This is a genomic window from Ramlibacter sp. MMS24-I3-19, assembly GCF_050320135.1.
Lineage (GTDB): Bacteria > Pseudomonadota > Gammaproteobacteria > Burkholderiales > Burkholderiaceae_C > Ramlibacter.
In genome coordinates this window covers 3,222,796-3,249,685 of record NZ_CP190017.1, presented here as the reverse complement: position 1 = coordinate 3,249,685, position 26,890 = coordinate 3,222,796, and the positions used below count along the sequence as shown (strand labels likewise).

General features: G+C 68.6%; 26 protein-coding genes. 23 read left to right on the top strand and 3 right to left on the bottom strand.

What is annotated here, in order from left to right; all coding sequences use genetic code 11:
- The first annotated feature begins 34 nt into the window (after window positions 1-34).
- The 12 genes from ACPWT1_RS16205 (at window position 35) to ACPWT1_RS16150 (ending at window position 13,554) form a co-directional block, all read left to right on the top strand.
- Window positions 35-2,134, top strand: a complete 2,100-nt coding sequence (locus tag ACPWT1_RS16205) for a 3-hydroxyacyl-CoA dehydrogenase NAD-binding domain-containing protein (RefSeq protein WP_427912175.1) — start codon at window positions 35-37, stop codon at window positions 2,132-2,134.
- 105 nt (window positions 2,135-2,239) lie between these two features.
- Window positions 2,240-3,715 (top strand): M20 family peptidase, encoded by a 1,476-nt coding sequence (locus tag ACPWT1_RS16200; protein WP_427912174.1) that lies wholly within the window; start codon window positions 2,240-2,242, stop codon window positions 3,713-3,715.
- Window positions 3,716-3,736: 21 nt separating this feature from the next.
- The gene (locus ACPWT1_RS16195; protein ID WP_427912173.1) at window positions 3,737-4,912 is read left to right on the top strand and encodes an acetyl-CoA C-acyltransferase; all 1,176 of its coding nucleotides are present in this window, start codon (window positions 3,737-3,739) and stop codon (window positions 4,910-4,912) included.
- Window positions 4,913-5,051: 139 nt separating this feature from the next.
- Window positions 5,052-6,890, top strand: coding sequence for an acyl-CoA dehydrogenase (locus ACPWT1_RS16190; protein ID WP_427912172.1), 1,839 nt, complete (start codon window positions 5,052-5,054; stop codon window positions 6,888-6,890).
- The gene (locus ACPWT1_RS16185; protein WP_427912171.1) at window positions 6,890-7,150 is read left to right on the top strand and encodes a hypothetical protein; all 261 of its coding nucleotides are present in this window, start codon (window positions 6,890-6,892) and stop codon (window positions 7,148-7,150) included. Before ACPWT1_RS16190 ends, ACPWT1_RS16185 begins: the two co-directional genes overlap by 1 nt.
- Window positions 7,147-7,938, top strand: a complete 792-nt coding sequence (locus ACPWT1_RS16180) for an SDR family oxidoreductase (protein WP_427912170.1) — start codon at window positions 7,147-7,149, stop codon at window positions 7,936-7,938. Before ACPWT1_RS16185 ends, ACPWT1_RS16180 begins: the two co-directional genes overlap by 4 nt.
- 3 nt (window positions 7,939-7,941) lie before the next feature.
- The gene (locus ACPWT1_RS16175; protein WP_427912169.1) at window positions 7,942-8,379 is read left to right on the top strand and encodes a PaaI family thioesterase; all 438 of its coding nucleotides are present in this window, start codon (window positions 7,942-7,944) and stop codon (window positions 8,377-8,379) included.
- Window positions 8,380-8,395: 16 nt separating this feature from the next.
- A complete protein-coding gene (locus tag ACPWT1_RS16170; protein WP_427912168.1) occupies window positions 8,396-9,412 on the top strand; it encodes an NADP-dependent oxidoreductase in 1,017 nt (338 codons plus the stop codon).
- A 64-nt stretch (window positions 9,413-9,476) separates the two neighbouring features.
- A complete protein-coding gene (locus ACPWT1_RS16165; RefSeq protein ID WP_427912167.1) occupies window positions 9,477-11,123 on the top strand; it encodes an isovaleryl-CoA dehydrogenase in 1,647 nt (548 codons plus the stop codon).
- Between the two features lie 18 nt (window positions 11,124-11,141).
- Complete coding sequence (locus ACPWT1_RS16160) at window positions 11,142-12,089, top strand: glutathione S-transferase family protein (protein ID WP_427912166.1); 948 nt, start codon at window positions 11,142-11,144, stop codon at window positions 12,087-12,089.
- The gene (locus tag ACPWT1_RS16155) at window positions 12,086-12,991 is read left to right on the top strand and encodes an SDR family oxidoreductase (protein WP_427912165.1); all 906 of its coding nucleotides are present in this window, start codon (window positions 12,086-12,088) and stop codon (window positions 12,989-12,991) included. The genes ACPWT1_RS16160 and ACPWT1_RS16155 overlap by 4 nt, the downstream gene beginning before the upstream one ends.
- On the top strand, window positions 12,991-13,554 hold the full coding sequence (locus ACPWT1_RS16150; RefSeq protein ID WP_427912164.1) for a methylated-DNA--[protein]-cysteine S-methyltransferase: 564 nt from the start codon (window positions 12,991-12,993) through the stop codon (window positions 13,552-13,554). Before ACPWT1_RS16155 ends, ACPWT1_RS16150 begins: the two co-directional genes overlap by 1 nt.
- On the opposite strand, the gene ACPWT1_RS16145 is transcribed toward ACPWT1_RS16150, so the two are convergent.
- Window positions 13,551-14,123: a hypothetical protein gene (locus ACPWT1_RS16145; protein WP_427912163.1), complete on the bottom strand. Its 573-nt coding sequence runs from the start codon at window positions 14,121-14,123 to the stop codon at window positions 13,551-13,553. The two genes, ACPWT1_RS16150 and ACPWT1_RS16145, sit on opposite strands and share 4 nt — an antisense overlap.
- A gap of 144 nt (window positions 14,124-14,267) precedes the next feature.
- On the opposite strand from ACPWT1_RS16145, the gene ACPWT1_RS16140 reads away from it, so the two are divergent.
- Window positions 14,268-16,595, top strand: coding sequence for a Tex family protein (locus ACPWT1_RS16140; RefSeq protein ID WP_427912162.1), 2,328 nt, complete (start codon window positions 14,268-14,270; stop codon window positions 16,593-16,595).
- A 4-nt stretch (window positions 16,596-16,599) separates the two neighbouring features.
- Window positions 16,600-17,694, top strand: coding sequence for a patatin-like phospholipase family protein (locus ACPWT1_RS16135; protein ID WP_427912161.1), 1,095 nt, complete (start codon window positions 16,600-16,602; stop codon window positions 17,692-17,694).
- 13 nt (window positions 17,695-17,707) lie between these two features.
- On the opposite strand, the gene ACPWT1_RS16130 is transcribed toward ACPWT1_RS16135, so the two are convergent.
- Window positions 17,708-18,844: an iron-containing alcohol dehydrogenase gene (locus ACPWT1_RS16130; RefSeq protein ID WP_427912160.1), complete on the bottom strand. Its 1,137-nt coding sequence runs from the start codon at window positions 18,842-18,844 to the stop codon at window positions 17,708-17,710.
- Between the two features lie 129 nt (window positions 18,845-18,973).
- On the opposite strand from ACPWT1_RS16130, the gene ACPWT1_RS16125 reads away from it, so the two are divergent.
- Entirely contained in the window at window positions 18,974-19,891 is a 918-nt protein-coding gene (locus ACPWT1_RS16125) for an alpha/beta hydrolase (protein ID WP_427915575.1), read from the top strand.
- Window positions 19,892-19,899: 8 nt separating this feature from the next.
- Window positions 19,900-20,772: a YbgC/FadM family acyl-CoA thioesterase gene (locus ACPWT1_RS16120; RefSeq protein ID WP_427912159.1), complete on the top strand. Its 873-nt coding sequence runs from the start codon at window positions 19,900-19,902 to the stop codon at window positions 20,770-20,772.
- Here ACPWT1_RS16120 and ACPWT1_RS16115 read toward each other — a convergent pair whose 3' ends face one another.
- Window positions 20,773-21,684, bottom strand: a complete 912-nt coding sequence (locus ACPWT1_RS16115) for a YgfZ/GcvT domain-containing protein (protein ID WP_427912158.1) — start codon at window positions 21,682-21,684, stop codon at window positions 20,773-20,775.
- Window positions 21,685-21,728: 44 nt separating this feature from the next.
- Here ACPWT1_RS16115 and mltG point away from each other — a divergent pair, with 44 nt between their 5' ends.
- The 7 genes from mltG to ACPWT1_RS16080 all read left to right on the top strand — a co-directional run bounded on the left by mltG (window position 21,729) and on the right by ACPWT1_RS16080 (window position 26,874).
- Window positions 21,729-22,724 carry an endolytic transglycosylase MltG gene (mltG, locus tag ACPWT1_RS16110; RefSeq protein ID WP_427912157.1) on the top strand — a complete coding sequence of 332 codons (996 nt, stop codon included), beginning with the start codon at window positions 21,729-21,731 and terminating at the stop codon, window positions 22,722-22,724.
- Window positions 22,721-23,365, top strand: coding sequence for a dTMP kinase (tmk, locus tag ACPWT1_RS16105; RefSeq protein ID WP_427912156.1), 645 nt, complete (start codon window positions 22,721-22,723; stop codon window positions 23,363-23,365). Before mltG ends, tmk begins: the two co-directional genes overlap by 4 nt.
- Complete coding sequence (locus ACPWT1_RS16100) at window positions 23,362-24,357, top strand: DNA polymerase III subunit delta' (RefSeq protein ID WP_427912155.1); 996 nt, start codon at window positions 23,362-23,364, stop codon at window positions 24,355-24,357. Before tmk ends, ACPWT1_RS16100 begins: the two co-directional genes overlap by 4 nt.
- Before the next feature lie 10 nt (window positions 24,358-24,367).
- Window positions 24,368-24,730 (top strand): PilZ domain-containing protein, encoded by a 363-nt coding sequence (locus ACPWT1_RS16095; RefSeq protein ID WP_427912154.1) that lies wholly within the window; start codon window positions 24,368-24,370, stop codon window positions 24,728-24,730.
- A 34-nt stretch (window positions 24,731-24,764) separates the two neighbouring features.
- Window positions 24,765-25,571: a TatD family hydrolase gene (locus ACPWT1_RS16090; RefSeq protein WP_427912153.1), complete on the top strand. Its 807-nt coding sequence runs from the start codon at window positions 24,765-24,767 to the stop codon at window positions 25,569-25,571.
- On the top strand, window positions 25,568-26,227 hold the full coding sequence (locus ACPWT1_RS16085) for an ankyrin repeat domain-containing protein (protein ID WP_427912152.1): 660 nt from the start codon (window positions 25,568-25,570) through the stop codon (window positions 26,225-26,227). The genes ACPWT1_RS16090 and ACPWT1_RS16085 overlap by 4 nt, the downstream gene beginning before the upstream one ends.
- 203 nt (window positions 26,228-26,430) lie before the next feature.
- Window positions 26,431-26,874, top strand: a complete 444-nt coding sequence (locus ACPWT1_RS16080) for a hypothetical protein (RefSeq protein WP_427912151.1) — start codon at window positions 26,431-26,433, stop codon at window positions 26,872-26,874.
- The last annotated feature ends 16 nt before the right edge of the window (window positions 26,875-26,890 follow it).

Below are 26,890 nucleotides of genomic sequence, written 5' to 3'. Positions count from 1 at the left end.
TCGTTCTATTTCACATCCGGAAGGACAGAACGCCATGACGGCTGACTACAAGGTGCACGGCGACGTCGCCGTGATCACGATGAACAATCCGCCCGTCAACGGGCTGGGGATGGCCACGCGCCAGGGCATCGCCGGCGGGCTGGAGAAGGCTCTGGCCGATCCGGCCGTCAAGGCCATCGTGCTGACGGGCGCGGGCAAGGCGTTCTCCGGTGGCGCGGACATCAAGGAGTTCGGCTCGCCCAAGGCGATCGCCGAGCCCAACCTGCTGTCGCTGATCCTGGCGGTCGAGGCGTCGACCAAACCGGTGGTCGCTGCCATCCATTCGGTGTGCATGGGTGGGGGCCTCGAATTGTCCCTCGGCTGCCATTACCGCATCGCCGCGCCGGGCACCAATGTCGCCCTGCCGGAAGTGAAGCTGGGCCTGATCCCTGGTGCCGGTGGCACCATGCGCCTGCCGCGCGTGCTCGGCGTGGAGACCGCGCTCAACATGATCGTGTCGGGCGAGCCCGTGAAGAGCGAGCTGCTGGCCCAGCAGCCTGGCCAGAAGCTGTTCGACAAGATGGCGGCCTCGGCCGAGTCGCTGATGGACGAGGCGCTGGCCCTCGCCCGCAGCGTGACGGACAAGCGTCCGCTGCCGCGCGTGCGGGACCTGCCGAGCAAGCACCCCATGGGCGATGCGTACTTCCAGTTCGCGCGCAACATGGTCAAGGGCATGGCGAAGAACTTCCCGGCGCCGGTGAAGTGCGTGGACGCGGTCGAGGCCTCGACGAAGAAGAAGTTCGACGACGGCATGGCGTACGAGCGCGAGATCTTCATGAATCTCATGCTCACGCCGGAGAGCCGGGCGCTGCGGCACCTGTTCATGGCCGAGCGCGCCGCATCCAAGATCCCCGACGTGCCGGAGGACACGCCCAAGCGCGCGATCAAGGCGGTCGGCGTCATCGGCGCCGGCACCATGGGCGGCGGCATCTCGATGAACTTCCTGAACGCCGGCATCCCGGTGACCATTCTCGAGATGAAGCAGGAAGCGCTGGATCGCGGCGTGGCCACGATCCGCAAGAACTACGAAGCCCAGGTGAAGAAGGGCAAGCTGAAGCAGGACAAGTACGACCAGCGCATGGCGCTGCTCAAGACCACGCTCGACTACAAGGACCTCGCCCAGTGCGACCTGGTGATCGAGGCGGTGTTCGAGGAGATGGGCGTCAAGCAGAAGGTGTTCGAGACCCTGGACTCGGTGATGAAGCCCGGGGCCATCCTCGCCACCAACACCTCGACGCTGGACGTGAACAAGATCGCCAGCTTCACCAAGCGGCCGCAGGACGTGGTCGGCATGCACTTCTTCAGCCCGGCCAACGTGATGAAGCTGCTGGAGGTGGTGCGTGGCGAGAAGACCGCCAAGGACGTGCTCGCCACCGTCATGGCCCTGGGCAAGCAGATCAAGAAGACGGCTGTCGTGTCCGGCGTGTGCGACGGCTTCATCGGCAACCGGATGATCGAGCAGTACAGCCGCCAGGCCGGCTTCCTGCTGGACGAGGGCGCCACGCCGCAGCAGGTGGACAAGGCGATCGAGAAGTTCGGCTTCGCGATGGGCCCGTTCCGCATGGGCGACCTGGCCGGCAACGACATCGGTTGGGCGATCCGCAAGCGCCGCGCGCAGGAACGCCCCAACATGCTGTACAGCCGCACGGCCGACAAGCTGTGCGAGCTGGGCCGCTTCGGCCAGAAGACCGGCGCCGGCTGGTACGACTACAAGGAAGGCAAGCGCGACGCGATCCCGTCGAAGCTGGTCGAGGACATGGTGGCCGAGCACCGCAAGTCGCTCGGCGTCGAGCCGCGCAAGATCTCCGACGAGGAAATCGTGCAGCGCCTGGTGTTCGCGCTGGTCAACGAAGGCGCCCGCATCGTCGAGGAGGGCATCGCCTCGCGCGCCAGCGACATCGACATGGTCTACATCACCGGCTACGGCTTCCCGATCCATCGCGGCGGCCCGATGCTCTACGCGGACCAGGTGGGGCTGTTCAATGTCATGCAGGCCATGAAGCGCTTCCAGAAGAACCCGCGCGACGACGCGAAGTTCTGGGAGCCGGCACCGCTGATCCAGCGCCTGGTCGCGGAAGGCAAGACCTTCAGCTGACCTTGCGAAGGGCCGGCGAAGCCGATCCGGCAAGGTCATCCCCGCGAAAGCGGGGATCCAGTGCGGCCTCGAACGAGGCAGTTTGCGGCCCTGAACGAAGCATTCATGATCAAGCGCATCGTCCTCGTGTTTCTCGCCCTCCTGTTGCTGCTCGCAGCAGCCGTGGGCGTGAACACGCTGCGGCATGGCTCGCGCCAGCTGCAGGTGGCGCCCGCGCCGCCGCTGGCCGTCGACACCGCGGCAGTCGCCGACAAGCTGGCCGGCACGATCCGGTTCCGCACCGTCTCCAGCGCGGATGATCCGGCGCTGAACCTCGAGGAGTTCCGCAAGCTGCATGCCTACCTGGAGCAGCGATTTCCTCTCGTGCATCAGAGGCTCAAGCGCGAGGTCGTCGGCGGCCTCAGCCTGCTGTACACGTGGCAGGGCAGCGATCCGGCAGCCAAGCCCGTCGCATTGATGGCCCACCATGATGTGACGCCCATCGCCGCGGGCACGGAGGATCGCTGGCAGGTGCCGCCGTTCGATGGCGTCGTCAAGGACGGCTACGTGTGGGGACGTGGCGCCTGGGACGACAAGGGCAACCTGGTCGCGCAGCTCGAAGCCGTGGAGATGCTGCTGGCCAGCGGCTTCCAGCCGCGGCAGACGGTCTACATCGTGTCCGGCGCCGACGAGGAGGTGGCAGGCCTTCGCGGCGCGGCGCAGGTCGTCAAGCTGCTGCAGGAACGCAAGGTCCGGCTCGACTTCGTCATCGACGAGGGCCTGGTGCTCGCCCAGGGCCTGGTGCCGGGAGTCGCAGCTCCGACCGCCCTCATTGGCGTGGCCGAAAAGGGCTACATCACGGTGAAGCTGAAAGCGACCGCACCCGCGGGTCATGCCTCGATGCCGCCGCCCCCGGGCACGAGCGTCATCGTGAAGATGGGCGCGGCGCTCCAGCGGCTGGACCAGGAGCAGTTTCCCGCTCGCCTGCGTGGCGTGGCCCGCGAGTTGTTCGAGACGCTCGCCCCCGAGATGCGGGGGATGCAGCGCGTGGTGCTGTCCAACCTGTGGCTGTTCGGGCCCCTGGTGGAATCGCAGCTGGCCAAGGCGCCGACCACCAATGCCATGCTGCGCACGACGACGGCGCTCACCATCGTCAACGCGGGCAACAAGTTCAACGTGATCCCGGGCCAGGCCGAGGCGATCCTCGACGTCCGCATCCTGCCGGGTGACACCCGCGAGACGGTGCTGCAGCACGTGCGCGAGAAGGCAGGTCCGGGGATCGAGGTGTCCTCGGTGGGCGGCAGCACCGACCCGACGCCGATCACCTCGACGCAGTCCGCTCCGTACCACGTGCTCGAGCACACGCTGCGTTCGCTGTATCCCGACACCGTGGTGGCGCCGGCGCTGTACGTGGCCGGCTCCGACTCGCAGCACTTCGTGCCCATCGCCGACAGCATCTTCCGGTTCTCGCCCGTGCGGGTGAAGCCCGAGGACGTCTCGCGTCTGCACGGCACCAACGAACGCATCTCCACCACCAATCTCGCCGAGATGGTGCGCTTCTACCACCAGCTCCTCGCCAACCTCAACGCTCCCGCGACCTGATCTCCCCCTGAAAGGCACACCATGTCCAAGGCTGTCATCGTTTCCACCGCGCGCACCCCGCTCACCAAGAGTTGGAAGGGCGCGTTCAACATGACGCACGGCGCCACGCTGGGCGGCCACGCGGTCCGCCATGCAGTGCAGCGTGCCGGCATCGACCCCGGCGCCATCGAGGACGTGCTCATGGGCTGTGCCAATCCCGAGGGCGCGACGGGCGCCAACATCGCGCGCCAGATCGCGCTCATGGCCGACCTGCCGATCACGGTGTCTGGCGCCACCGTCAACCGCTTCTGCTCGTCCGGCCTGCAGACCATCGCGATGGCGTCGCAGCGCGTGATCGCGGGCGAGGGCGACGTCTACGTAGCCGGCGGCGTGGAGAGCATCTCGTGCGTGCAGCAGGAGATGAACCAGCACATGCTGCGCGACCTGGACCTCGACAGGAAGAAACCCGAGATCTACTGGTCGATGCTGCAGACCGCCGAGCAGGTGGCCAAGCGCTACAACATCAGCCGCGACACGATGGATGAATACGGCGCCGCCAGCCAGCAGAAGGCGTGCGCGGCCCAGGCCGCCGGCAAGTTCAAGGACGAGATCGCGCCGATCACGGTCAAGGCGGGTGTCGCGGACCCCGTCATGGGCCTGCGCACCAAGGAAGTCACCGTCAGCGCCGACGAAGGCCTGCGCGAGGGCACCACCAAGGAGAGCATCAGCGGCATCCGCCCGGCGCTGCCCGGTGGCGTGATCACGGCCGGCAATGCGAGCCAGTTCTCGGACGGCGCCGGCGCGTGCGTCGTGGTGAGCGAGGAGTACGCGAGCAAGCACAACCTGAAGCCCATGGGCCGCTTCCTGGGCTTCGCCGTCGCCGGCTGCGAGCCCGACGAAATGGGCATCGGCCCGGTGTTCGCCGTGCCCAAGGTGCTGAAGAAGCTGGGCCTGAAGGTCGGCGACATCGACCTCTGGGAGCTGAATGAAGCGTTCGCCGTGCAGGTGCTGTACTGCCGCGACAAGCTGGGCATCCCGGCCGACCGCCTGAACGTCAATGGCGGCGCCATCGCGGTGGGCCATCCGTACGGCGTGTCGGGCCAGCGCCTGACCGGCCACGCACTGATCGAGGGCAAGCGCCGCGGCGCGAAGAAGGTCGTGGTGACCATGTGCATCGGCGGCGGCATGGGCGCGGCAGGGGTGTTCGAAGTCCTCTGAAGCGGGCAGCCGAACGCGAAAGGCGCAAAAAGGACGCAAGAGACGCGAAAGAAATCATTGAGATTCCTTTTGCGTTTTTCGCGCTCTTTCGCGCCTTTTGCGTTCCGGTATTGAGATTCCGGCATTCAAAGCAAGACTCATGTCCCTCCGTCCCACCCTCGATTTCCTCCTCTACGACTGGCTGCACGCCGAGCAGCTGGCGCGGCACGCGCGTTTCGCCGACCACAGCCGCGAGACCTTCGATGCGGTGCTCGACACCTGCGAGCGCATCGCGCGCGAGAAGTACGCGCCGTTCAACCGCTTGGTGGACACCGAGGAGCCGCGCACGGTCGACGACGGGCAGGGCGGGTTGAAGGTCGTGCTGCCGCAGGCCACGCACGACGCGCACAAGGCGTATGTCGAGTCGGGCATGGTCAGCGCCGCGCAGGACTACGATGAAGGCGGCATGCAGCTGCCGTACACCATCGAGGCGGCGGCGAATGGATTCTTCGCCACGGCGTCGGTGAGCATCGGCTCCAGCCTGCTCACCAAGGGCAACGCGAACCTGCTGATGGTGCACGGCACCGAGATGCAGAAGCAGGTGTTCGCGCGCAACGAGTTCGGCGGCCGCTTCACCGGCACCATGTGCCTGTCGGAGCCGCAGGCGGGCTCGTCGCTCTCGGACATCACCACGCGTGCCACGCCCGATGGCGCCGACTTCGAGAGTGATCCGCTCGGTCCGCGCTACCGCCTCAAGGGCAACAAGATGTGGATCTCGGCCGGCGAGAACGAGCTGGGCGAGAACATCGTCCACCTCGTGCTGGCGAAGATCCCCGGCCCCGACGGCAAGCTGATCCCGGGCACGCGCGGCATCTCGCTGTTCATCGTCCCCAAGCGCATGGTCGGCACCGACGGCCAGCTCACGGGCGAGCGCAATGACGTCGCGCTGGCCGGCCTGAACCACAAGCTGGGCTGGCGCGGCACGACCAACACGCTGCTGAACTTCGGCGAGGGCAAGTACCCGTTGCGCGGTGGCGCAGGCGCAATCGGCTACCTCGTAGGCAAGCCGCACGAGGGCCTGCGCTGCATGTTCCACATGATGAACGAGGCCCGGATCGGCATCGGCATGGCGGCCACCGCGCTCGGCCTGGCGGGTTACTACGCGTCGCTCGACTACGCGAAGAACCGGCCGCAGGGACGTCCCGTCGGCCCGGCAGGAAAGGACCCGGCCCAGCCGCAGGTGCGCATCATCGAGCACGCCGACATCAAGCGCATGCTGCTGGCCCAGAAGTCATACGGCGAAGGCGCGCTGGCGTTGATGCTGTATTGCGCGAAGCTGGTCGACGAGCAGAAGACGGGCACGCCGGAAGATGCCGAGCAGGCCCGCCTGCTGCTGGAGGTGCTGACGCCGATCGCCAAGAGCTGGCCCAGCGAGTGGTGCCTCGAAGCCAACTCGCTCGCCATCCAGATCCACGGCGGCTACGGCTACACGCGCGACTTCCCCGTCGAGCAGTACTGGCGCGACAACCGCCTGAACATGATCCACGAAGGCACGCACGGCATCCAGGCCGCCGACCTGCTGGGTCGCAAGGTGGTGATGGAGGGCGGCAAGGGCCCGCAGCTGGTGGCCGGCCGCATCAACGCGACGATCGAGCGTGCGATGCAGCGGGCGCTGCTCGCCGAGCATGGCAACGCACTCGCCAAGGCGCTGCAGCACGTCGGTGCGGCCACCAAGGCGGCATGGTCGACCGGCGAGCCGACGGCGGCACTGGCCAATGCGGTGCCGTACATGCAGGCCTTCGGCCACGTGGTCATCGCGTGGATCTGGCTGGACCTGCTGCTGACGGTGCCCGACCACGACCGTACCCCTGCGCAGGTGGGCCGGCTGCATGCGGCGCGGTACTTCTTCCACTACGAGCTGCCGAAGATCGGTGCCTGGCTGCGCGTCGTCGAGACGCGCGACCCGACCTGCGCCGCCATGCCCGAAGAGGCGTTCTGATGGCGTCGGCACGGGCGCTGGCCAGGCTGGATGCGCTCACCTGGACGCTCATCTATGGCGGCCTCTTCGCCATCGTGCTCGGCATCGTGACCGGCAATGCGCACCTCATCGCCGGGTGGTCGCTGGGCGTCCTCGGTGGCTGCGCCGTCGTCGCCGGCATCGTGCTGATCTTCGTGCGCTCGCGCCTGCGCGAGACACCGCTGCCCGGCGCACAATCGCCCGGCACCCCCAACAACAACCGGAGACACGACACGCGATGACGCGCACCATCCAGCAACTGTTCGACCTGAAGGGCAAGACGGCCCTCGTCACCGGCGGCTCGCGCGGGCTCGGCCTGCAGCTGGCGCATGCGCTGGGCGAGGCAGGCGCGAAGATCATGCTGACCTCGCGCAAGGCAGCCGACCTCGAGGAGGCTGCGGCCGACCTGCAGGCCGCGGGCATCGACGCGCGCTGGATCGCGGCCGACGCGTCGAAGGAAGAGGACATCCGTCGCATGGCCGACGAGACGCTGCAGCGCATGGGCGACGTCCACATCCTGGTGAACAACGCCGGCGCGGCGTGGGGCGCACCGGCCGAGGACCATCCGGTCGAGGCGTGGGACAAGCTGATGAACCTGAACGTGCGCGGCTATTTCATCCTCAGCCAGCACCTGGCCAAGGCCTGCATGATCCGCAACCGCTACGGCCGCATCGTCAACATCGCCTCCATTGCCGGGCTGGGCGGCAACCCGCCCGAGATGCAGACCCTGGCGTACAACACGTCGAAGGGCGCCGTCATCAACTTCACGCGTGCGCTTGCCGCCGAATGGGGCAAGTACAACATCACCATCAATGCGATCTGCCCCGGTTTCTTTCCCAGCAAGATGACCAAGGGCACCCTCGAGCGGCTCGGCCAGGACAAGCTGGCCGCGCACGCACCGCTGCGCCGCCTCGGCGACGACGAGGACCTGAAGGGCACGGCACTGCTGTTCGCGTCCGACGCCGGCAAGCACGTCACCGGCCAATGGCTGGCGGTCGACGGCGGCACCAGCATCATCACGGGCGGCTGATCGATGGATGCACTGACCTTCGGCGTCGCCATCCCCTTCGTCGAGCACCTGGGCTTCCAGCTCGAGAAGATGGAAGACGGGCACTCGCAGCTGGCCTACGCGGCCAAGGCCGAGCATCTCAACTCGTTCGGCGTCACTCACGGCGGCGCCGTGATGACGCTGATGGACGTCACCATGGCCGTCGCGGCGCGCAGCGTCGAGCGCGAGATGGGCGTCGTCACCATCGAGATGAAGACCAGCTTCATGCAGCCGTCGCGCGGCCGCCTCACCGGCAAGGGCCGGCTCATGCATCGCACCGCGACGATGGCATTCACCGAGGCCACCATCTACGACGAGGCCGGGCGCGCCTGTGCCCATGCGACCGGCACCTTCAAGTACGTGCCGCGCCTGCCCATCGGCCCCAAGGGCACCAACAAGCTGAACGTGATTTCCACCGACTGACCACGGAGGCACCGCCATGCCGAAGAACCGCCAGATCCTGCTGGACAACCGCCCTGAGGGCGAAGCCAGCGCATCGAACTTCAAGCTCGTCACCACCGAGACGCCGCCGCTGCGCGACGGCCAGGTGCTGGTGCGCCACCACTACCTGAGCCTCGACCCGTACATGCGGGGCCGCATGAACGAAGGCAAGAGCTACGCACAGCCGCAGCCGCTGGGCCAGGTGATGGTCGGCGGGACCGTGGGCGAAGTGGTCGAGAGCAAGCACGCCAGGTACGCGCCCGGCGACAAGGTGCAAGGCATGGGCGGCTGGCAGGAATACAGCGTGGTCGATGCCGGCCAGCCGGGCGCGCTGCGCAAGGTCGACACCACGCAGGTGCCGCTGTCGCACTACCTCGGAGCGGTCGGCATGCCGGGCGTCACGGCCTGGTATGGGCTGGTGAAGATCATCGATCCCAAGCCGGGGCAGACCGTCGTGGTCAGTGCGGCCAGCGGCGCCGTCGGCAGCGCGGTCGGCGTGCTGGCCAAGGCGCGCGGTGCGCGTGCCGTGGGCGTGGCCGGCGGTGCGGACAAGTGCCGCTACGTCACCGACGACCTCGGCTTCGACGCCTGCATCGACTACAAGCAGCACAAGGACGCCAACTCGCTGTCCAAGGCGCTGAAGGAAGCGTGCCCCGGCGGCATCGACGGCTACTTCGAGAACGTCGGCGGCATGGTGCTCGACGCGGTGATGCTGCGCGCCAATGCGTTCGCGCGCATCGCCATGTGCGGAATGATCGCCGGCTACAACGGCGAGCCGATCCCGATGGCGTATCCGCAACTGATCCTCACCAACCGCATGCGCGTCGAAGGCTTCATCGTCAGCGAGCACATGGAGGTCTGGCCCGAGGCGCTGAAGGAGCTCGGCACGCTGGTCGGCACCGGCAAGCTGCGGCCGCGCGAGACGGTGGCGCAGGGCATCGAGTCCGCACCCGAAGCCTTCCTCGGCCTGCTCAAGGGCCGCAACTTCGGCAAGCAGCTGGTGAAGCTGGCCTGAAGGCAGGCGGTGGCCGGGATGCGCGGCCACCCGCAGTTCGTGTTCGCCGCGCGAAGGAGGGCAGATGCCTGACGTCATCACGCACGAGGTGTTCAACCAGCCCGAGCCGCTGGTGGACTACGACCTGTTCGCGGGCAACGCGGCGATGCGCGATGCGTTGCGACTGAACGCACCGCAGCTCGACACCAGCGCGCTGGCCGCTTTGGGCCAAAGGCTCGGCACGCACGCCATGCAGGCGCATGCGCGGCTGGCCAACGTGCACGGACCGCAGCTGCGCACCTACGACCGCTTCGGCCGCCGGCTCGACGAGGTCGAGTTCCACCCGAGCTACCACGTGCTGATGCAGGCGGCCGTCGAAGCGGGACTGCATGGGTCGCCATGGGCCGGTGGATCCGCATCGCCGCATGTCGAACGCGCCGCCGGCTTCATGCTCTTCACCGAGCTGGAGCCCTCGATCCTGTGCCCGATCTCCATGACCTATGCCGCCACGCCGGCGCTGCGTGGCAATGGGCTCGTGTTCGACGCCTGGGCGCCGCGCCTCACCAGCCGCGTCTACGACCCGGAGCTCAAGCCCGTGCAGCAGAAGGCCGGCGTGACCATGGGCATGGGCATGACCGAAAAGCAGGGCGGATCGGACGTGCGGGCCAACACCACGCGCGCCGAGCCCGATGGACAGGACGCGTGGGGCCAGCGCTTCCGCATCGAAGGCCACAAGTGGTTCTTCTCGGCACCGATGTGCGATGCCTTCCTGGTGCTGGTCCAGACCGCGTCGGGCCTGTCGTGCCTGTTCCTGCCGCGCGTGCTGCCCGATGGCAGCCGCAACCAGATCCGGATCCAGCGCCTGAAGGACAAGCTGGGCAACAAGGCAAATGCGAGCTCGGAGGTCGAGTTCCATGGCGCCACCGGCTGGCTGGTGGGCGACGAGGGCCGCGGCGTGCCGCAGATCCTGGAGATGGGCACGATGACGCGCCTGGACTGCGCGCTGGGCACCAGTGGCCTGATGCGCCAGGCGCTCGCACTGGCCCTCAACCACACCAGCCAGCGCATGGCGTTCGGCAAGCGCCTGATCGACCAGCCGCTGATGCGCAACGTGCTGGCCGACCTGGCGCTGGAAAGCGAAGCCGCCACCGCGCTGGCGCTGCGAGTCGCCCGCGCGTTCGACCGCCGCGGCGACGCGCACGAAGCCGTGATGGCGCGCCTGCTCACGCCCGTGGCCAAGTTCTGGATCTGCAAGCGTGGCAGCCACTTCGCCCAGGAGGCGATGGAATGCCTGGGCGGCAATGGCTATGTCGAGGAGGGCGGCGAAGGCGTGATGGCCCGCGTCTACCGCGAGATGCCGCTCAACTCGATCTGGGAAGGCGCCGGCAACATCATGGCGCTGGACCTGCTGCGCGCCCTGCGCAAGGCCGATGCGGCCGCGGCGCTGGCGCACGAACTCGCGCCGGCGCGCGGTGCGCACGGCGCGCTCGATCGGCTGGCGGATGCGCTGCCCACGCGCGTCGAAGCGATGGCCACCGAGATCGAGGCGCGTCGGCTGGCGCAGGACGTGGCACACGCGGTGCAGGCGTCGCTGCTGCATCAATCCGCACCCGACGCCGTCTTCGCCGCCTTCTGCGACTCGCGCATCGCCGGCAACTGGGGCCAGTCGTTCGGCACGCTGGGCGCCGGCACCGGGTTCGACACCATCCTCGCGCGCGCCATGCCGCGCTGACCTCGAGAAGGACCACGAGTGACCGACCTGATCCTGCATCACTACCCGGAATCCCCGTTCTCGGAGAAGGTGCGCCTGATCCTGGGCTACAAGAAGCTGGCCTGGAATTCGGTGCACGTGCCGCGCATCCAGCCCAAGCCCGACGTGGTGGCGCTCACCGGCGGCTACCGCCGCACGCCGTTCCTGCAAGTCGGGGCCGACGTCTACTGCGACACGGCGCTGATCTGCGACGTGCTGGAGCACGTGCAGCCCGAGCCGCCGATCTATCCGCCGCACATCAAGGGCGTGGCGCGCATCTTCGCGCAGTGGGCCGACACCACGCTGTTCTGGACGGCGATGACCTACAACATCCAGCCGAAGTCGGCGGCGGCCATGTTCCCCAGTGAAGCCGTCGCGCAGGCGTTCATGGCCGACCGCAAGGCGATGCGCAGCAACATGACGCAGCTGCGGGCCGCCGATGCGACGTCCGCGTATCGCTCGTACCTGCGCCGCATCGCGCACATGGCGGACGAGCACGACTTCCTGTTCGGTGCCGAGCCCTGCGTGGCCGACTTCGCCACCTACCACGCGCTCTGGTACACGCGCCACCGCGCCCCGGTGATGGCCGACATCCTGCAGGCCACGCCGTCGCTGCTCGAGTGGATGGACCGGATGGCGGCACTCGGTGAAGGACGGCCCGAGGTGTTCTCGTCGGCTGACGCGATCACCGTCGCGCAGAAAGCCGAACCGATGCCCGCGGGCCAGAACCTGCTGGTGGACAGCGCGTTCCAGGACGACCACGGCATCCCGCTCGGGTCCGAGGTCACGATCACCGCCGAATCGTTCGGCACCGAGAGCACGGTGGGCACGCTGGTCGCTGCCACGCGCACGCACTACAGCCTGAGCCGCACCGACCCGCGCGCCGGCGCTGTGCACGTGCACTTCCCCCGCATCGGCTACGTGCTCAGAAAGGCAGACCCCGCATGATTTCCGACTTCAAGGGCAAGACCGCCGTCCTCACCGGCGCCGGCTCGGGCTTCGGCCTCGAATGCGCCCGCATCGGCGCGCGGCTGGGCATGAACCTGGTGCTGGTGGACGTGCAGCAGGACGCGCTGGACAAGGCCGCTGCGGAGATGACGCAAGCCGGCGCGCAGGTGCTCGCGCGGCGCGTCGACGTGTCGAAGGCCGACCAGATGGAAGCCTTGGCCCAGGCCGTGGCGCAGCGCTTCGGCGCGCCGCACTTCGTCTTCAACAACGCGGGCGTCGGCGCCGGCGGGCTGGTTTGGGAGAACACCGTCGCCGACTGGGACTGGGTGCTGGGCGTCAACCTCTGGGGCGTCATCCACGGCGTGCGCCTGTTCACGCCGATGATGCTGGACGCGGCGAGGAAGGATCCTGCGTGGCAGGGCCACATCGTCAACACGGCCAGCATGGCCGGCCTGCTGACGCCGCCCAACATGGGCATCTACAACGTGAGCAAGCACGCGGTGGTGAGCCTCACCGAGACGCTGTACCAGGACCTGCGCCTCGTCACGGACCAGGTCGGCGCGAGCGTGCTGTGCCCGTACTTCGTTCCCACCGGCATCAGCCAGAGCCATCGCAACCGGCCCGGCGAACTGGCCGCTGCGAAACCGACGAAGAGCCAGCTGATCGGGCAGGCGATGAGCGACAAGGCCGTGGGCTCGGGCAAGGTCACCGCCGCGGAAGTCGCGCAGCGCGTGTTCGATGCGATCGCCGCCGACCAGTTCTATGTCTTCAGCCATCCGAAGGCGCTCGGCAACGTGAAGAGCCGCATGGAGGCGATCGTGGAGGTGCGCAATCCGCCCGACCCGTTCCTGGAGCGCCCCGAAGTCGGCGAGCAGCTGCGCAAGGCGTTGCGCGAGGCGTGATGGCTGCCGCGGTCGGCTGCGCGCTGTTCGACACGGCCGTCGGCCGCTGCGGCATCGCGTGGACGGCGGATGGACTGGTGCAGGCGGTTCAACTGCCCGAGACCAGCGATGCGCGCACGCTGGCCCGCATGCGCAAGCGCTGCGGCGATGTGCCGGAGAGCGAGCCGCCTGCCACGATCGTGCGCGTCATCGAACGACAGCGGGCGGCCCTGGCCGGACAGCGCGACGACCTGATCGACGTGCCGCTCGACTGGGAGGGCGTCCCGCCGTTCCACCGGCGCGTCTACGAAGCGTCGCGCCGCATCGCGCCAGGGACCGTGGTCACCTATGGCGAGATGGCACGCGACCTTGGCGAGCCTGGTGCAGCGCGCGCGGTGGGACAGGCGCTGGGCCACAACCCGTTTGCACCGCTGGTGCCGTGCCACCGCATCCTGGCCGCGCAGGGCGCCAGCGGCGGCTTCTCGGCCGAGGGTGGCGCGCGCACCAAGCTGCGCCTGCTGGAGATCGAGGGCGCGGTGCTCGGGCCGCATGGACCGGCCTCTTCGACGACTGAGAGGCGCTAGACGCGTTCGCGGCGCACGTTGCCGGGCTGCGCCGGCGTGGGCTCCGCCATCCGCGGCGAGACCGGCGTCGCTTCGACGCGGCCGGGCATCGTGGTGTCCACCACGCGCTGGCTGCGCGGATCGAGCCGGCGCTCCAGCTCCGACATGCGCGAGGTGAGCAGGTGGTACATCTGCTCCAGCTGGTTGCGCAGTTCGCGCTGGTGCTGCGCCAGCGTCTTCTCCAGGTCGGGGTTCGTGCCGCGGTTCTCGCGCAGGTGCTGGTCCAGCATCTGCCGCAGGTCGGTGAAGCGCGAGGCCTCGGCGCGATCCGCGAGCTCGCGTTGCGCATGCAGTGCCTTGGAGTGCTGGCGCGACTCGATCAGGCTGCGCGTGCGCAGCGAGGCCGCGGCCCCGATGAACACCAGGACGGCCACGCCCAGCGCGGTCAGCAGGATCAGCCCCAGCGGAGCCTGCGCGGTCGTGACGGCGAAATTGAGCGTGGTCGGGCGGGTGATCTCGTTCCAGTTCTGGGCGGCAAAGCCGGCCACCAGAAGGATGGCCAGCACGAGGAGGATGAGGCGGACGCGCATGGATGTTTCTCCGGCCGAAGCGGCGAACGATTTGCAGGTCATGTTGGAAATTCCGCACTCGCGGCGATGTCAGCCGCCGTCCCGTCTTGCTGTGCGTTCGCTGTGGCAAACTCGCGCGCTTCGCCAGTGAGCCCAGCAGTATCCATGGACAAGATCACCCGGCAGATCGCCGCCGAACTGCGTGTCAACGAGACGCAGGTCCGCGCGGCAGTCGACCTGCTCGACGGCGGTGCCACCGTGCCCTTCATCGCCCGCTACCGCAAGGAAGCCACCGGCGGCCTCGACGACATCCAGCTGCGCGCGCTGCAGGACCGGCTGGGCTACCTGCGCGAGCTGGAGGAGCGCCGCGAGGCGGTGATCCGCAGCGTGCAGGAGCAGGGCAAGCTCACGCCAGACATGCAGGCTGCGTTTCTTTCCGCGGCCACCAAGCAGGACCTCGAGGACCTGTACCTGCCGTACAAGCCCAAGCGCCGCACCAAGGGCCAGATCGCGCGCGAGGCGGGCATCGAGCCGCTGGCCGACAAGCTGTTCGCGGATCCTCGGCTGGACCCGTCCGCGGAAGCACAGGCCTTCGTCAAAGCGGAGAAGGGCGAGGGTGGCGAGGACTTCACCACGGTCCCCGCCGTGCTGGATGGCGTGCGCGACATCCTCTCCGAGCGCTGGGCCGAGGAGCCGGCCCTCGTGCAGTCGCTGCGCGAGTGGCTGTGGACCGAAGGCCTGTTCCGCAGCAGGCTGGCCGCGGGCAAGGACGAGAACAATCCCGACGTCGCGAAGTTCCGCGACTACTTCGACTACGACGAGCCGATCGGCCGCGTGCCGTCGCACCGCGCGCTGGCGGTGTTCCGCGGCCGCCAGCTCGAGATCCTCGATGCCAAGCTGGCATTGCCCGTCGAGCCCGAGCCCGGCAAGGCCTCGATCGCCGAAGGCAAGATTGCCTTGCAGCTTGGCTGGAGCCACCAGGGCCGGCCGGCCGACGACCTGCTGCGCAAGTGCGTGGCCTGGACCTGGCGCGTGAAGCTGTCGCTGTCGCTCGAGCGCGACCTGTTCGCCCGCCTGCGCGAAGAGGCCGAGAAGGTCGCCATCAAGGTGTTCGCCGACAACCTGCGCGACCTGCTGCTCGCGGCACCCGCGGGTCCTCGCGTCGTGATGGGCCTGGACCCTGGCATCCGCACCGGCGTGAAGGTCGCGGTGGTCGACGCCACCGGCAAGCTGGTGGACACCGCCACCGTGTATCCGCACGAACCGCGCCGCGACTGGGCCGGCTCGCTCCACACGCTCGCGCTGCTGTGCCAGAAGCACGGCGTGAACCTGATCGCCATCGGCAACGGCACGGCCAGCCGCGAGACCGACAAGCTGGCCGCCGACCTGGTCAAGGGGCTGGGCACCGACATCCAGCGCGTCGTCGTGAGCGAAGCGGGTGCCTCTGTGTATTCGGCCAGCGAGTTCGCCTCGCAGGAGATGCCGGACGTCGACGTCAGCCTGCGCGGCGCGGCCAGCATCGCGCGTCGCCTGCAGGACCCGCTGGCCGAGCTGGTGAAGATCGACCCCAAGTCGATCGGCGTCGGCCAGTACCAGCACGACGTCAACCAGACCGAGCTGGCGCGCATGCTCGACGCCGTGGTCGAGGACTGCGTGAACTCGGTCGGCGTCGACCTGAACACGGCCAGCGTGCCGCTGCTGACGCGCGTGTCGGGCCTGAGCGCCGCGGTCGCCAAGTCGGTCGTGCGCTGGCGCGAAGCGAACGGCGCGTTCAGGAGCCGCAAGCAGCTGCTGGACGTGAGTGGCCTGGGCGCCAAGACATTCGAGCAGAGCGCGGGCTTCCTGCGCATCCGCGGCGGCGAAAACCCGCTGGACATGACGGGCGTGCACCCCGAGACCTATCCCGTGGTCGAGAAGATGCTCGCCACTGCGGGCAAGCCGGTGCAGGACCTGATGGGCCGTGCCGAGATGCTCAAGACGCTGCGGCCGGAGCTGTTCGCCAACGAGCAGTTCGGCGTGATCACGGTCAAGGACATCCTGAAGGAACTGGAGAAGCCCGGCCGCGATCCACGTCCCGAGTTCAAGGTGGCACGCTTCAACGAAGGCGTGGAGGACATCGCCGACCTGAAGGAAGACATGGTGCTCGAAGGCACCGTGAGCAACGTGGCGCAGTTCGGCGCCTTCGTCGACCTGGGCGTGCACCAGGACGGCCTGGTGCACGTCAGCCAGCTGTCGAACAAGTTCGTCAATGACGCACGCGAGGTGGTCAAGACCGGCGACATCGTGAAGGTGAAGGTGCTGGAGGTCGACGTCGCCCGCAAGCGCATCAGCCTGACGATGAAGCTCGACGCCAAGGCGCCGCGCCGCGATGGCCCGCGCGACAACCGCTTCGAAGGCGCGCAGCGTGGCCAGCGCGCGCCGTCGAATTCGAATCCGCAGCTGAATACCGCGATGGCGGGCGCGTTCGCCAAGCTGTCGCAGCTGCGCAAGTAGGTCCATGACCCAGCGCGCGCTGCGCATCTACGCCGGCCCGGGCGCGCGCCGCCGCATCGAGAAGCACGGGCTCGATCCGCAGGACATCAGCGTCATCCCGGGCGCTGCCGGCGGACCGAAGGGCCTGGTGCTCGGACCGCTGGACCGCTTCCTGTTCGGGAAGTGGCTGCGGCGGTCGAAACAGCCCGTGCACTTGGTGGGCGCGTCGATCGGCGCGTGGCGCATGGCGACTGCGTGCCTGGATGACCCTGTCCCTGCGTTCCAGCGGCTGGAGCGGGACTACATCGCGCAGGACTACGAGATCGAGCCGGGGCGCAAGACGCCGACTGCGCGGCACGTGAGTGAACGGTTCGCGCAGAACCTGCAGGCGTTCTATGGCGGCCGTGTCGAGCAGGTGCTGGCACATCCCCGCTACCGGCTGCACATCGTCACCTCGCGCGGGCGGCACCTGCTGTCACGCGAACATCGCGTGGCCACGCCTCTGGGCTATCTCGGCGCCTACGTCGCCAACACCGTGCATCGACGCGCGCTGGGCGGCTGGCTGGAGCGCGTGGTGTTCTCGAGCGGACCCGACCCGGAGGCGCTGAGCCTGCCGTTCGACGACCGGGACTTCCGCACGCGACAGGTGCACCTGACCGCGCAGAACTTCCATCCCGCACTGCAGGCCAGCTGCTCGATCCCGTTCGTGCTGCAGGCGATCCACGACATCCCCGGCGCGCCCCGTGGCGCGTACTGGGACGGCGGCATCACCGATTACCACCTGCACCTGAACTACGCCGCGGCGCATCCGCGTGGCCTGGTGCTCTATCCGCATTTCCAGAAGGCGGTGGTGCCCGGCTGGCTGGACAAGGCGTGGCGCTGGCGGCATGGCGCCTCGGCCTTCCTCGACAACACCGTGGTGCTGGCGCCGGACCCGGACTGGGTGCGCACGCTGCCCAACGGCAAGCTGCCTGATCGGAACGACTTCGCGCGCTACGGCACCGACCTCGCCGCGCGCATGCAGGCGTGGACGGCTGCCGCGCACGCGAGCGAACAGCTGGCGGAAGAGTTCGCGGTGTGGGCCGAGCGAACCGACCCTGCGCTGGTCGAGGCGCTCTGAAGGCGCAGTCGCCTCAGAGCGAGGTCGCCAACATCTCTTCGTAGTCCTGCGCTGTCGCCAGGCGCGGATTGGTCTTGTGGCAGTGGTCGGCGAGGGCGCCCTCGATGATCTTGCCGAACCAGTCGCGCTGCACGCCCATCGCGGCCAGGCCGGTGGGCAGGCCCAGGCGGGCGTTCATGTCGCGAATCGCTTCGGGGATGTCGTCCGCGGAGGTCAGTCCCATCGCATGGGCCATGCGCTCGAGGCGGTGTTCGCTTTGCACCGACTCGGCCTGCGCGTTGAAGCGCACGACCGCGGGCAGGAACATGGCGTTGAGCGTGCCGTGGTGCAGCTGCGGATTCACGCCGCCCAGGCTGTGGCTGAGCGAATGCACGCAGCCCAGGCCCTTCTGGAACGCCATCGCGCCCTGCATCGAAGCGCTCATGAGCTGGCGGCGTGCCTCGCGGTCGCTGCCATCGCGGGTGGCACGCTCGATGTGGCTCCAGCCGCGCTCCAGGCCATCGAGCGCGATGCCGTCAGCCGGCGGGTTGAACGCCGCGGCCATGAAGGTCTCCATGCAATGCGCGACGGCGTCCATGCCAGTGGCTGCGGTCAGGCGCGGCGGCAGGCCGAGCGTGAGCTCCGGGTCGCAGATCGCGGTGCGCGGCACCAGGTGCCACGAGTGGAACCCGAGCTTGCGGTGGTCGTCGACGATGATGATCGCGCCGCGCGCCACCTCGCTGCCTGTGCCGCTGGTGGTGGGCACCGCGATCAGCGGAGCGACCTTCTCGGTGATGCGCGGCGAACCGCCTTCGATGGTGGCGTAGTGCGTGAGCGGGCCATCGTGCGTGGCGGCGATGGCGACGCCCTTGGCGCAGTCGATGGCCGAGCCACCCCCGACGGCGATGAGGCCGTCGCAGCCTTGCTCCTTGTAGATCTTCACCGCAGCGCGCACGGCGGCCTCGGTGGGATTGGAGGGCGTCTGGTCGAAGATGGCGTGGGGCAGGCCCTGCAGCGCGTCGATGGCTTTCTGCAGCACGCCGGCCGCCTTCACGCCCTGGTCGGTGACGATCAGCGGGCGCGTGATGCCGACCCGGTCGCACTCGGCCTTGAGCTGGCGCACCGCGCCGAAGTCGAACTGGATCTGGGTGACGTAGTTGATGAAGGCCATGGTGGAGCTCGGTCGTAAGATGCCGTCCCAATGTAGCCTGCCCGGCGCGCGTCCGAGAGCGCGTTTCCCCGGTGCGCGGCCCGCCTTCACGTGACCTTCCTTGCCGAGTATCCCGAACTGACCCGCCCGATGCGGTCCGTGCTCGAACGCATGGGCCGCCTGCGCCACCAGCCCATGCACCTGCTCACCCCGCAGGAGGCGCGGGCCAGTTACGAAGGCGCTGCAGATGTCCTCGAGGTGCCGCGTCGCGCGCTGGCCCGCGTCGAGGACCTGGCCGTGCCCGCACGCGACGGTGCCACGTTGCCGGCGCGGCTGTACCAGGGCGACGGGCCCTCGCGCGGCGTGCTGCTGTACTTCCACGGCGGCGGCTTCACGATCGGCAGCATCACGACGCACGACATCCTGTGCCGCGAACTGGCTGCGCTGGGGCAGTGCACGGTCGTGTCGCTGGGCTACCGGCTCGCGCCCGAGCACCGGTTCCCGGTTGCGGTCGACGATGCGTGGGACGGCTTGCGGTGGCTGGCCGGTGCCCAAGGCCAGCTCGGCCTTGGTGGGCAACCGCTGGCCGTCGGAGGCGACAGCGCTGGCGGCACGCTGGCTGCTGTCTGCGCGATCCTGGCGCGCGATGCGCAACTGCCGCTGGCCTTGCAGCTGATGTTCTATCCCGGCACGGCCGCGCGCCAGGTCAGCGCCTCGCATCGGCGCTACGCCCATGGCCTGGTGCTGGAGCAGGCGCACATCGAATACTTCTTCGGCCACTACATCGACCTGGCGCAACGCGACGACTGGCGCTTCGCGCCGTTGAACGCACCGGACGTCGAGGGCGTCGCGCCGGCCTGGATCGGCCTGGCCGAATGCGATCCCCTGTTCGACGACGGCATCGGCTACGGGGACCGGCTGCGCGCCGCACGTGTGCCGGTCGACCTGGAGGTGTGGCGCGGCGTCACGCATGAATTCATCAAGATGGGCCGGGCGATTCCCGAGGCGCGCGAGGCGCACGCCGTCGCCGGCCGGGCCCTGGCAGCAGCCTTCCAGACAGCAGCATGACCACGACCATGACACGTTCCGAGTTCCGCTTCTTCCATCGCCTGCGCGTGCGCTGGGCCGAAGTGGACATGCAGAAGATCGTCTTCAACGCGCATTACCTGATGTACCTCGACACCGCGGTGGCCGACTACTGGCGCGCGCTGGCGTTGCCGTACGAGGAGGCGATGCACCGGCTGCAGGGCGACCTGTACGTGAAGAAGGCCACGATCGAATTCCATGCCTCGGCGCGGATGGACGACCAGCTGGACATCGGGCTGCGCTGCGCGCGCATCGGCAATTCCTCGATGCAGTTCCTGGGCGGCATCTTCCGCGGCGACCAGTTGCTGATCACCGGTGAACTGCTGTACGTGTTCGCCGATCCCGCGACGCAGACGTCGCGGCCGGTGCCCGGACCTCTCCGCGAGATCCTCGGCGGCTACGAGGTCGGCGAACCGGTGACGCAGGTGCGCACCGGCGCCTGGGCGCAGCTTGGCGCGGACGCGTCGCCGATCCGCACCCGCGTGTTCGTCGAGGAACAGCGCATTCCCGCCGACCTGGAGTGGGATGCCGACGACGCGACGGCCGTGCATGCGGTCGCGTACAACCGGCTCGGCCAGGCGGTGGCCACGGGACGGCTGCTGCAGGCGGGTTCAGGCGTGGCCAAGATCGGCCGCATGGCCGTGCACCAGGTGCTGCGCGGCGCGGGCGTTGGCGAGCAAGTGCTGCGATCGCTCGCGCAGGTTGCGCACGACCGGGGCGACCGCGAGGTGGTGCTGCATGCGCAGCGCAGTGCTGAGGGCTTTTACCGCAAGCTGGGCTTCACGGTCCGCGGCGAGCCGTTCGAGGAAGCCGGCATCCCGCACATCGAGATGGCTGCGCCGCTGCCGCTGGCGCAGCGCTGATCAGATGTCGGCCAGCAGCGCGTAGGGCAGGGGTAGCAGCGTGAGGGCCGGGCCGTCCACGCTGCCGGCGGTGAGCTGCCCGCCTTGCGTGGCCGACAGCTGGATGGCGACGATCGCATCGAAGCCGCCGCCCGGAGCAGGGGCCGCCAGGGCGACCTGGCCCGCGGGCTGCTCGGGGTCGCCGCCATGGAAGACCTCCTGGCCCGCGCGCAGCACGCCTTCGGCATGGACGAGGAACGCGCGCCGCTTGAGCGTGCCGCGGAACTGGCTGCGCGCCACCACCTCCTGGCCCGGGTAGCAGCCCTTCTTGAAATTGACGCCGCCCACCGACTCGTAGTTCAGCATCTGCGGCACGAAGGCTTCGACCGTCGCGGCGGTCACGGGCGCGATACCGCTGCGGACCTCGCCCCAGGCCCAGTCGTCCGCGGTCAATGTTGCGCCCGCAGGTGCGGGTGTTCCTGGCGGGGCAATCCACAGGGCGCGTGGCACTCCGTCGGCGGGATAGAGCCGCACGACCTGCGCAGGCCCGGCCTCGCGCTTCTGCCACGGCGCCAGGCCTTCGCTCGGCGCGGCGGCGCTGCCGGCCAGTCCCACCAGGTCCACGTCGGCCGTGGCATCGGTGAGCTTGACCTTGGAGCGCAGCACGAACATCGAGAGGCGCTTGAGCGTGGGCGGCAGCAGGTCCCGGGCGGTGACGAGCAGGAAGTCCTGCGGGTCCCGGGCGACGACCACGAAGCTGGCGAGCATGCGGCCCTTCGCCGTGCAGAAGGCCGCGAGACGCGCTTCGTCGGGGCGCATCAGCACGGTGTCCTGGGTGAGCTGGCTGTGCAGGAAGCGGGCGGCCTCCTCGCCATGCGCGCGGATCGCGCCCAGGTGGGTGAGGGCGCAGGTGCCTTCGAGGGAACTGGACATGGCCGGATTATCATGGCCGCAGTTCTTCAATGGGGTCAGCAGGGTTGCGGCGCTTTTTCTCGACGGTGTTCTTCCTGGCCGTGCTCGCCACGCTCGCGGCCGCGGGTTATGCATGGTGGTGGGTGCGACAGCCGCTGCCGCTCGCAGCGCAGATGGTCGACGTGGACATCGAGCCGGGAACCCTGCCGCGCGGTGTGGCGCAGGCGGTTGTTGATGCCGGCGTGAAGGCCAATCCGGAGCTGCTGTACTGGTGGTTCCGGCTCTCCGGCCAGGCGCGCCAGATCAAGGCCGGCAGCTACGAGCTCGAGGCCGGCGTCACGCCGCGCCGGCTGTTGCGCAAGCTGGCCCGTGGCGAGGAAAGCCTGCGCGCAGTGACCCTGGTGGAAGGCTGGAACATCCGCCAGGTGCGCGCAGTGCTCGCCAAGGAAGACGCGCTGCGGCATGACACCGCGAGCCTCGACGACGCGGCGCTGATGGCGCTGCTCGGGCGGCCCGGCCAGCACCCCGAGGGACGCTTCTTTCCGGACACCTACACCTACGCCAAGGGCAGCACGGAATCGGCGCTCTTCAAGCGGGCGATGCGCGCGATGGACAAGCGCCTGCAGGCCGCGTGGGCGCAGCGCTCACCGCAGGCCGCCACGCACAGCCCGGAAGAGGCGCTGATCCTGGCCAGCATCGTCGAGAAGGAAACGGGCAAGGGCGCCGACCGCCCGCTGGTGTCGGCGGTGTTCAACAACCGGCTGCGCATCGGCATGCCGCTGCAGACCGATCCCACGGTGATCTACGGCCTCGGCGCGTCGTTCGACGGCAATCTGCGCAAGGCCGACCTGCTGACCGACACGCCGTGGAACACGTACACCCGCGCCGGTTTGCCGCCGACACCGATCGCCATGCCGGGCCGCGCGTCGCTGCTGGCGGCCGTGCAACCCGCGCAGAGCAAGGCCATCTATTTCGTCGCGCGCGGCGACGGCAGCAGCCATTTCAGCGAGACGCTGGACGAGCACAACCGCGCCGTCAACAAGTACCAGAGGGGCCGGTGAGCGAGGGCGTCTTCATCAGCTTCGAAGGCATCGACGGTGCGGGCAAGACCAGCCACGTCGAGGCCTTGGTGCAGGCCTTTCGCGACGCGGGCCGGCAGGTGGTGCAGACGCGCGAGCCGGGCGGCACGCCGCTGGCCGAGCGACTGCGCGAGCTGGTGCTGCACCAGCCCATGGACGCCCTCACGGAGGCCCTGGTGATGTTCGCGGCGCGTCGCGATCACCTGGGCCAGGTGATCGAGCCCGGCCTCGCCCGCGGGGACGTGGTCCTGTGCGATCGCTTCACCGATGCGACCTTCGCCTACCAGGGCGGCGGCCGGGGGTTCGACATCGCCGTGCTCGAGCAGCTGGAGCGCTGGGTGCAATCGGTCGATGCCTTGCCAGCGGGCCGATTGCGCCAGCCGCACCTGACCGTGTGGTTCGATGTGCCGGTCGATGTCGCCGCCAGACGGGTGGCGGCGGCGCGCTCACCGGACCGCTTCGAGGCCGAGACCCGCGACTTCTTCCAGCGAGTGGCCGACGGCTACGCGCGGCGCGCCGCAGCCGACCCGCAGCGCTTTGCCCGCATCGATGGCGCCCAGTCGCGAGAAGCCGTGCGCGAGCAGGTGCTGCAGGCGGTGCGCTCGCGCGGATGGCTGGCATGACTGCGCGCGCGCCGTGGCTCGCCGACCAGGCGCGGCAGCTGCTGTCGCAGCGTGGCCATGCCTGGCTGCTGCAGGGACCCTCGGGCCTGGGCCAGTACGCCCTCGCGCTGGACCTCGCGCGCGCTTGGCTCTGCGACCATCCCACGGCCGATGGCGCGTGCGGCACCTGCGCCAGCTGCCATGCCATCGACGTCCGCACCCATGCCGACCTGGCCGTGCTGATGCCGGAGACGGCCATGCAGGCCCTCGGCTGGCCGTTGTCGGAGAAGGCGCAGCAGGACATCGACGACAAGAAGCGCAAGGCGAGTCGCGAGATCCGTGTCGAGGCCATGCGGGACGCGATCGAGTTTGCGCAGCGCACCAGCAGCCGCGGACGCGGCAAGGTGGTGCTGGTCTACCCGGCCGAGCGCATGAACACGGTCACCGCCAATGCGCTGCTCAAGACGCTGGAGGAGCCGCCCGGCGATGTGCGCTTCCTGCTGGCCAGCGAGGCGGCGCACCAGTTGCTGCCCACGATTCGCAGCCGTTGCCTCGGCCACCCGATGCGCTGGCCAACGCAGGACGAGGCCTTGGCCTGGCTGGCGGCCGAGGGTGTGTCAACGACCGACGCCCCCGTGCTGCTGCGCGCGGCCGGTGGCCGGCCCGAAGAGGCGCTCGCGTTGCACAACGCCGGACGCGATGCGCGCCAGTGGTCGCAGCTGCCCAAGGCGATCGCGCGTGGCGATGTGTCGGCTTTTGGCGACTGCACGCCGGCCCAGGCGATCGACATCCTGCAGAAGCTTTGCCACGACCTGCTGGCCCTTCGCACCGGCGGCCAGCCTCGCTTTTTCACTGGAGGCGACCTTCCCTCGACAGGCAGCATCGCTGGCCTCGCGGCGTGGTGGCGCGACCTCGCCGGTGAGCAGCGGACCGCGGAACACCCGTTCAACGCCGGCCTGATGCTGGAAGCGCTTGTGGCCCGGGCCCGGGCGGCCCTACACTCGGCCAGCTGATCAGTCACCCATGAGCACCGCCGCTCCCTCCACTCCGCGCCCCAGCGTCATCCAGCTCGCCATCAAGGAAAAGGCGGCGCTGTATGCCGCCTACATTCCGCTGTTCTCCGACGGCGGCGTGTTCATCCCGACCACGCGCGACTACAAGCTGGGCGACGACGTCTACGTGCTGCTCACGCTACCCGAAGATCCGCAGCGCTATCCTGTGGCCGGCAAGGTGGCCTGGGTCACCCCGGCCCGCGCCGCAGCCAACCGCACCCAGGGTGTCGGCGTCCGTTTCCCGGCCGACGAGAAGTCCAAGCTGCTGAAGGTCCGCATCGAGGAGATCCTCGGCGGGCACCTGGCGTCCGAGCGCCCCACCCAGACGATCTGAAGCCGCCGCCGGCGGCGCTGGCATCATCGACGGCATGTACGTCGATTCGCATTGCCACCTGAGCTTCCCTGAGCTGTCCGAGAACCTGGACGAGATCCGCGCCGCCATGGCGCAGGCCGGGGTCGATCGCGCCCTCTGCATCTGCACCACGCTCGAGGAGTTCGAGACTGTCCACGCCCTGGCCATCCGCTACGACAACTTCTGGGCCAGCGTGGGCGTGCATCCGGACAACGAAGGTGTCCAGGAGCCGTCGGTGCAGGATCTGCTGGATCGGGCAGGGCGGCCGCGGGTCGTCGCGATCGGCGAGACAGGTCTGGACTACTACCAGATGGACGAGCGCAAGGGCGGCCGCTCGGTGGGCGACCTGGAGTGGCAGCGCCAGCGCTTTCGGACCCATATCCGGGCTGCCCAGACCTGTCGCAAGCCGCTGATCATCCATACGCGCTCGGCTTCGGCCGACACACTCGCGATCCTGAAGGAGGAGGGCGAGGATGCCTCCGCGCGCAGCGCTGGCGGCGTCTTCCACTGCTTCACGGAAACCGCCGAAGTGGCCCGGGCCGCGCTGGACCTGGGCTTCTACATCTCGTTTTCCGGCATCGTGACGTTCAAGAACGCGGCCGACCTGCGCGACGTGGCGGCGTTCGTGCCCGAGGACCGGTACCTGATCGAAACCGACAGTCCCTACCTTGCCCCGGTGCCCTACCGCGGCAAGACCAACAACCCGTCGTACGTGCCGCACGTGGCAGCGTCGATCGCACTGGTGCGCGGCGTGCCCGTCGAGACTGTTGCCGAGCAGACCAGCCGCAATTTCGAGCGGCTCTTTCGCGGGATGGCGGCATGAGGAAGTACCTGAGGTTTGCTGCGTATCTCCTTGCTGCAGCTTGGTTTTCGTCTGCCAATGCAGGCTCTTACGACGACTTCTTCAGTGCCATCAAGCAGGATGACGCCGCCACCGTGAGCGAGCTCCTGCAGCGCGGTTTCGACCCGAACACGCCCAGCCCTGACGGGCTCAGCGGACTCTATCTGGCGCTGCGTGAGCCGGCCCCGAAGGTGGCCGCCGTCCTGGTCGACTGGCCCAAGACCAACGTCGAGGTACGTACCGCCAAGGACGAGAGCCCGCTGATGATGGCGGCCCTCAAGGGCCAGACTGCGCTGGCAAAGCGCCTGATCGACCGCGATGCCGACGTCAACAAGCCAGGTTGGGCGCCGCTGCATTACGCAGCCACCGGCGGCCACCTGGAGGTCATGGAACTGCTGCTGGAGCACTACGCGTTCATCGACGCCCAGTCGCCCAATGGCACGACGCCACTGATGATGGCTGCCATGTACGGCAGCACCGCCGCCGTGAAGCTGCTGCTGGACGCCGGCGCGGACACGGCGATGAAGAACCAGCTGGGAATGACCGCGCTGGACTTCGCGCTGAAGGCGAACCGGCCCGATGCCGTGGCGTTGATCCAGCAGGCAGTCCAGCGCAGCCAGCCGCCTGGGAAATGGTGAGTTCGGTGTGTCGATATAAATAGATACGATGATTGTTATGTCAAATCAACTCCGAGCGTGTGCGGGAGCAGCATCCACGAGAGCCGCTCTCCTCTGAGACGACGGCGGAAGCGCGTTTGCATACCAACGATGTACTTGTCACAAGATGTCGAGACCGAGCTTGACGTTTCGTTACCAAGTCTTTGATTTTGCTGAGCCAGGGCGTGAAATGGTTCGCCACTCAACGGTTGGAATTCGCCGCGTGGACGCGTAACTTGTCATCCCCACGGTCAAAAGTGTCCGTCACGGACCAGTACAGACACATGCGTTGGTTGAAATCGAGCGTCCGCGCCAATCTCTACGGTCTCCTTGGCCACCCCGTCGATCCCACCGAATCGACCCTGGATGTCGGCACGGAGGACATCCGCACCTCCATGTTGGAGCTGCTGGGCCATGGCGGCTTTTCGCGCTTCCCGCAACTCACACGGCGCATCCGCTACGCAGGCGAGCTGCAGGGGCTGTGGTACTTGCGAGGCGACCTGATGGCCGCTGTCGCATCGATGTACGGGGAAGCGATCGCGCGTGAACGCCTGCGCGAGGTCAGCGAGTTGTTCCAGGGCCTGCTGCCGGGAGGCCTGTCTTCGCGCCCGAGTCCGCTGGTCAGCTGAGCGCCGGCGATCCTCG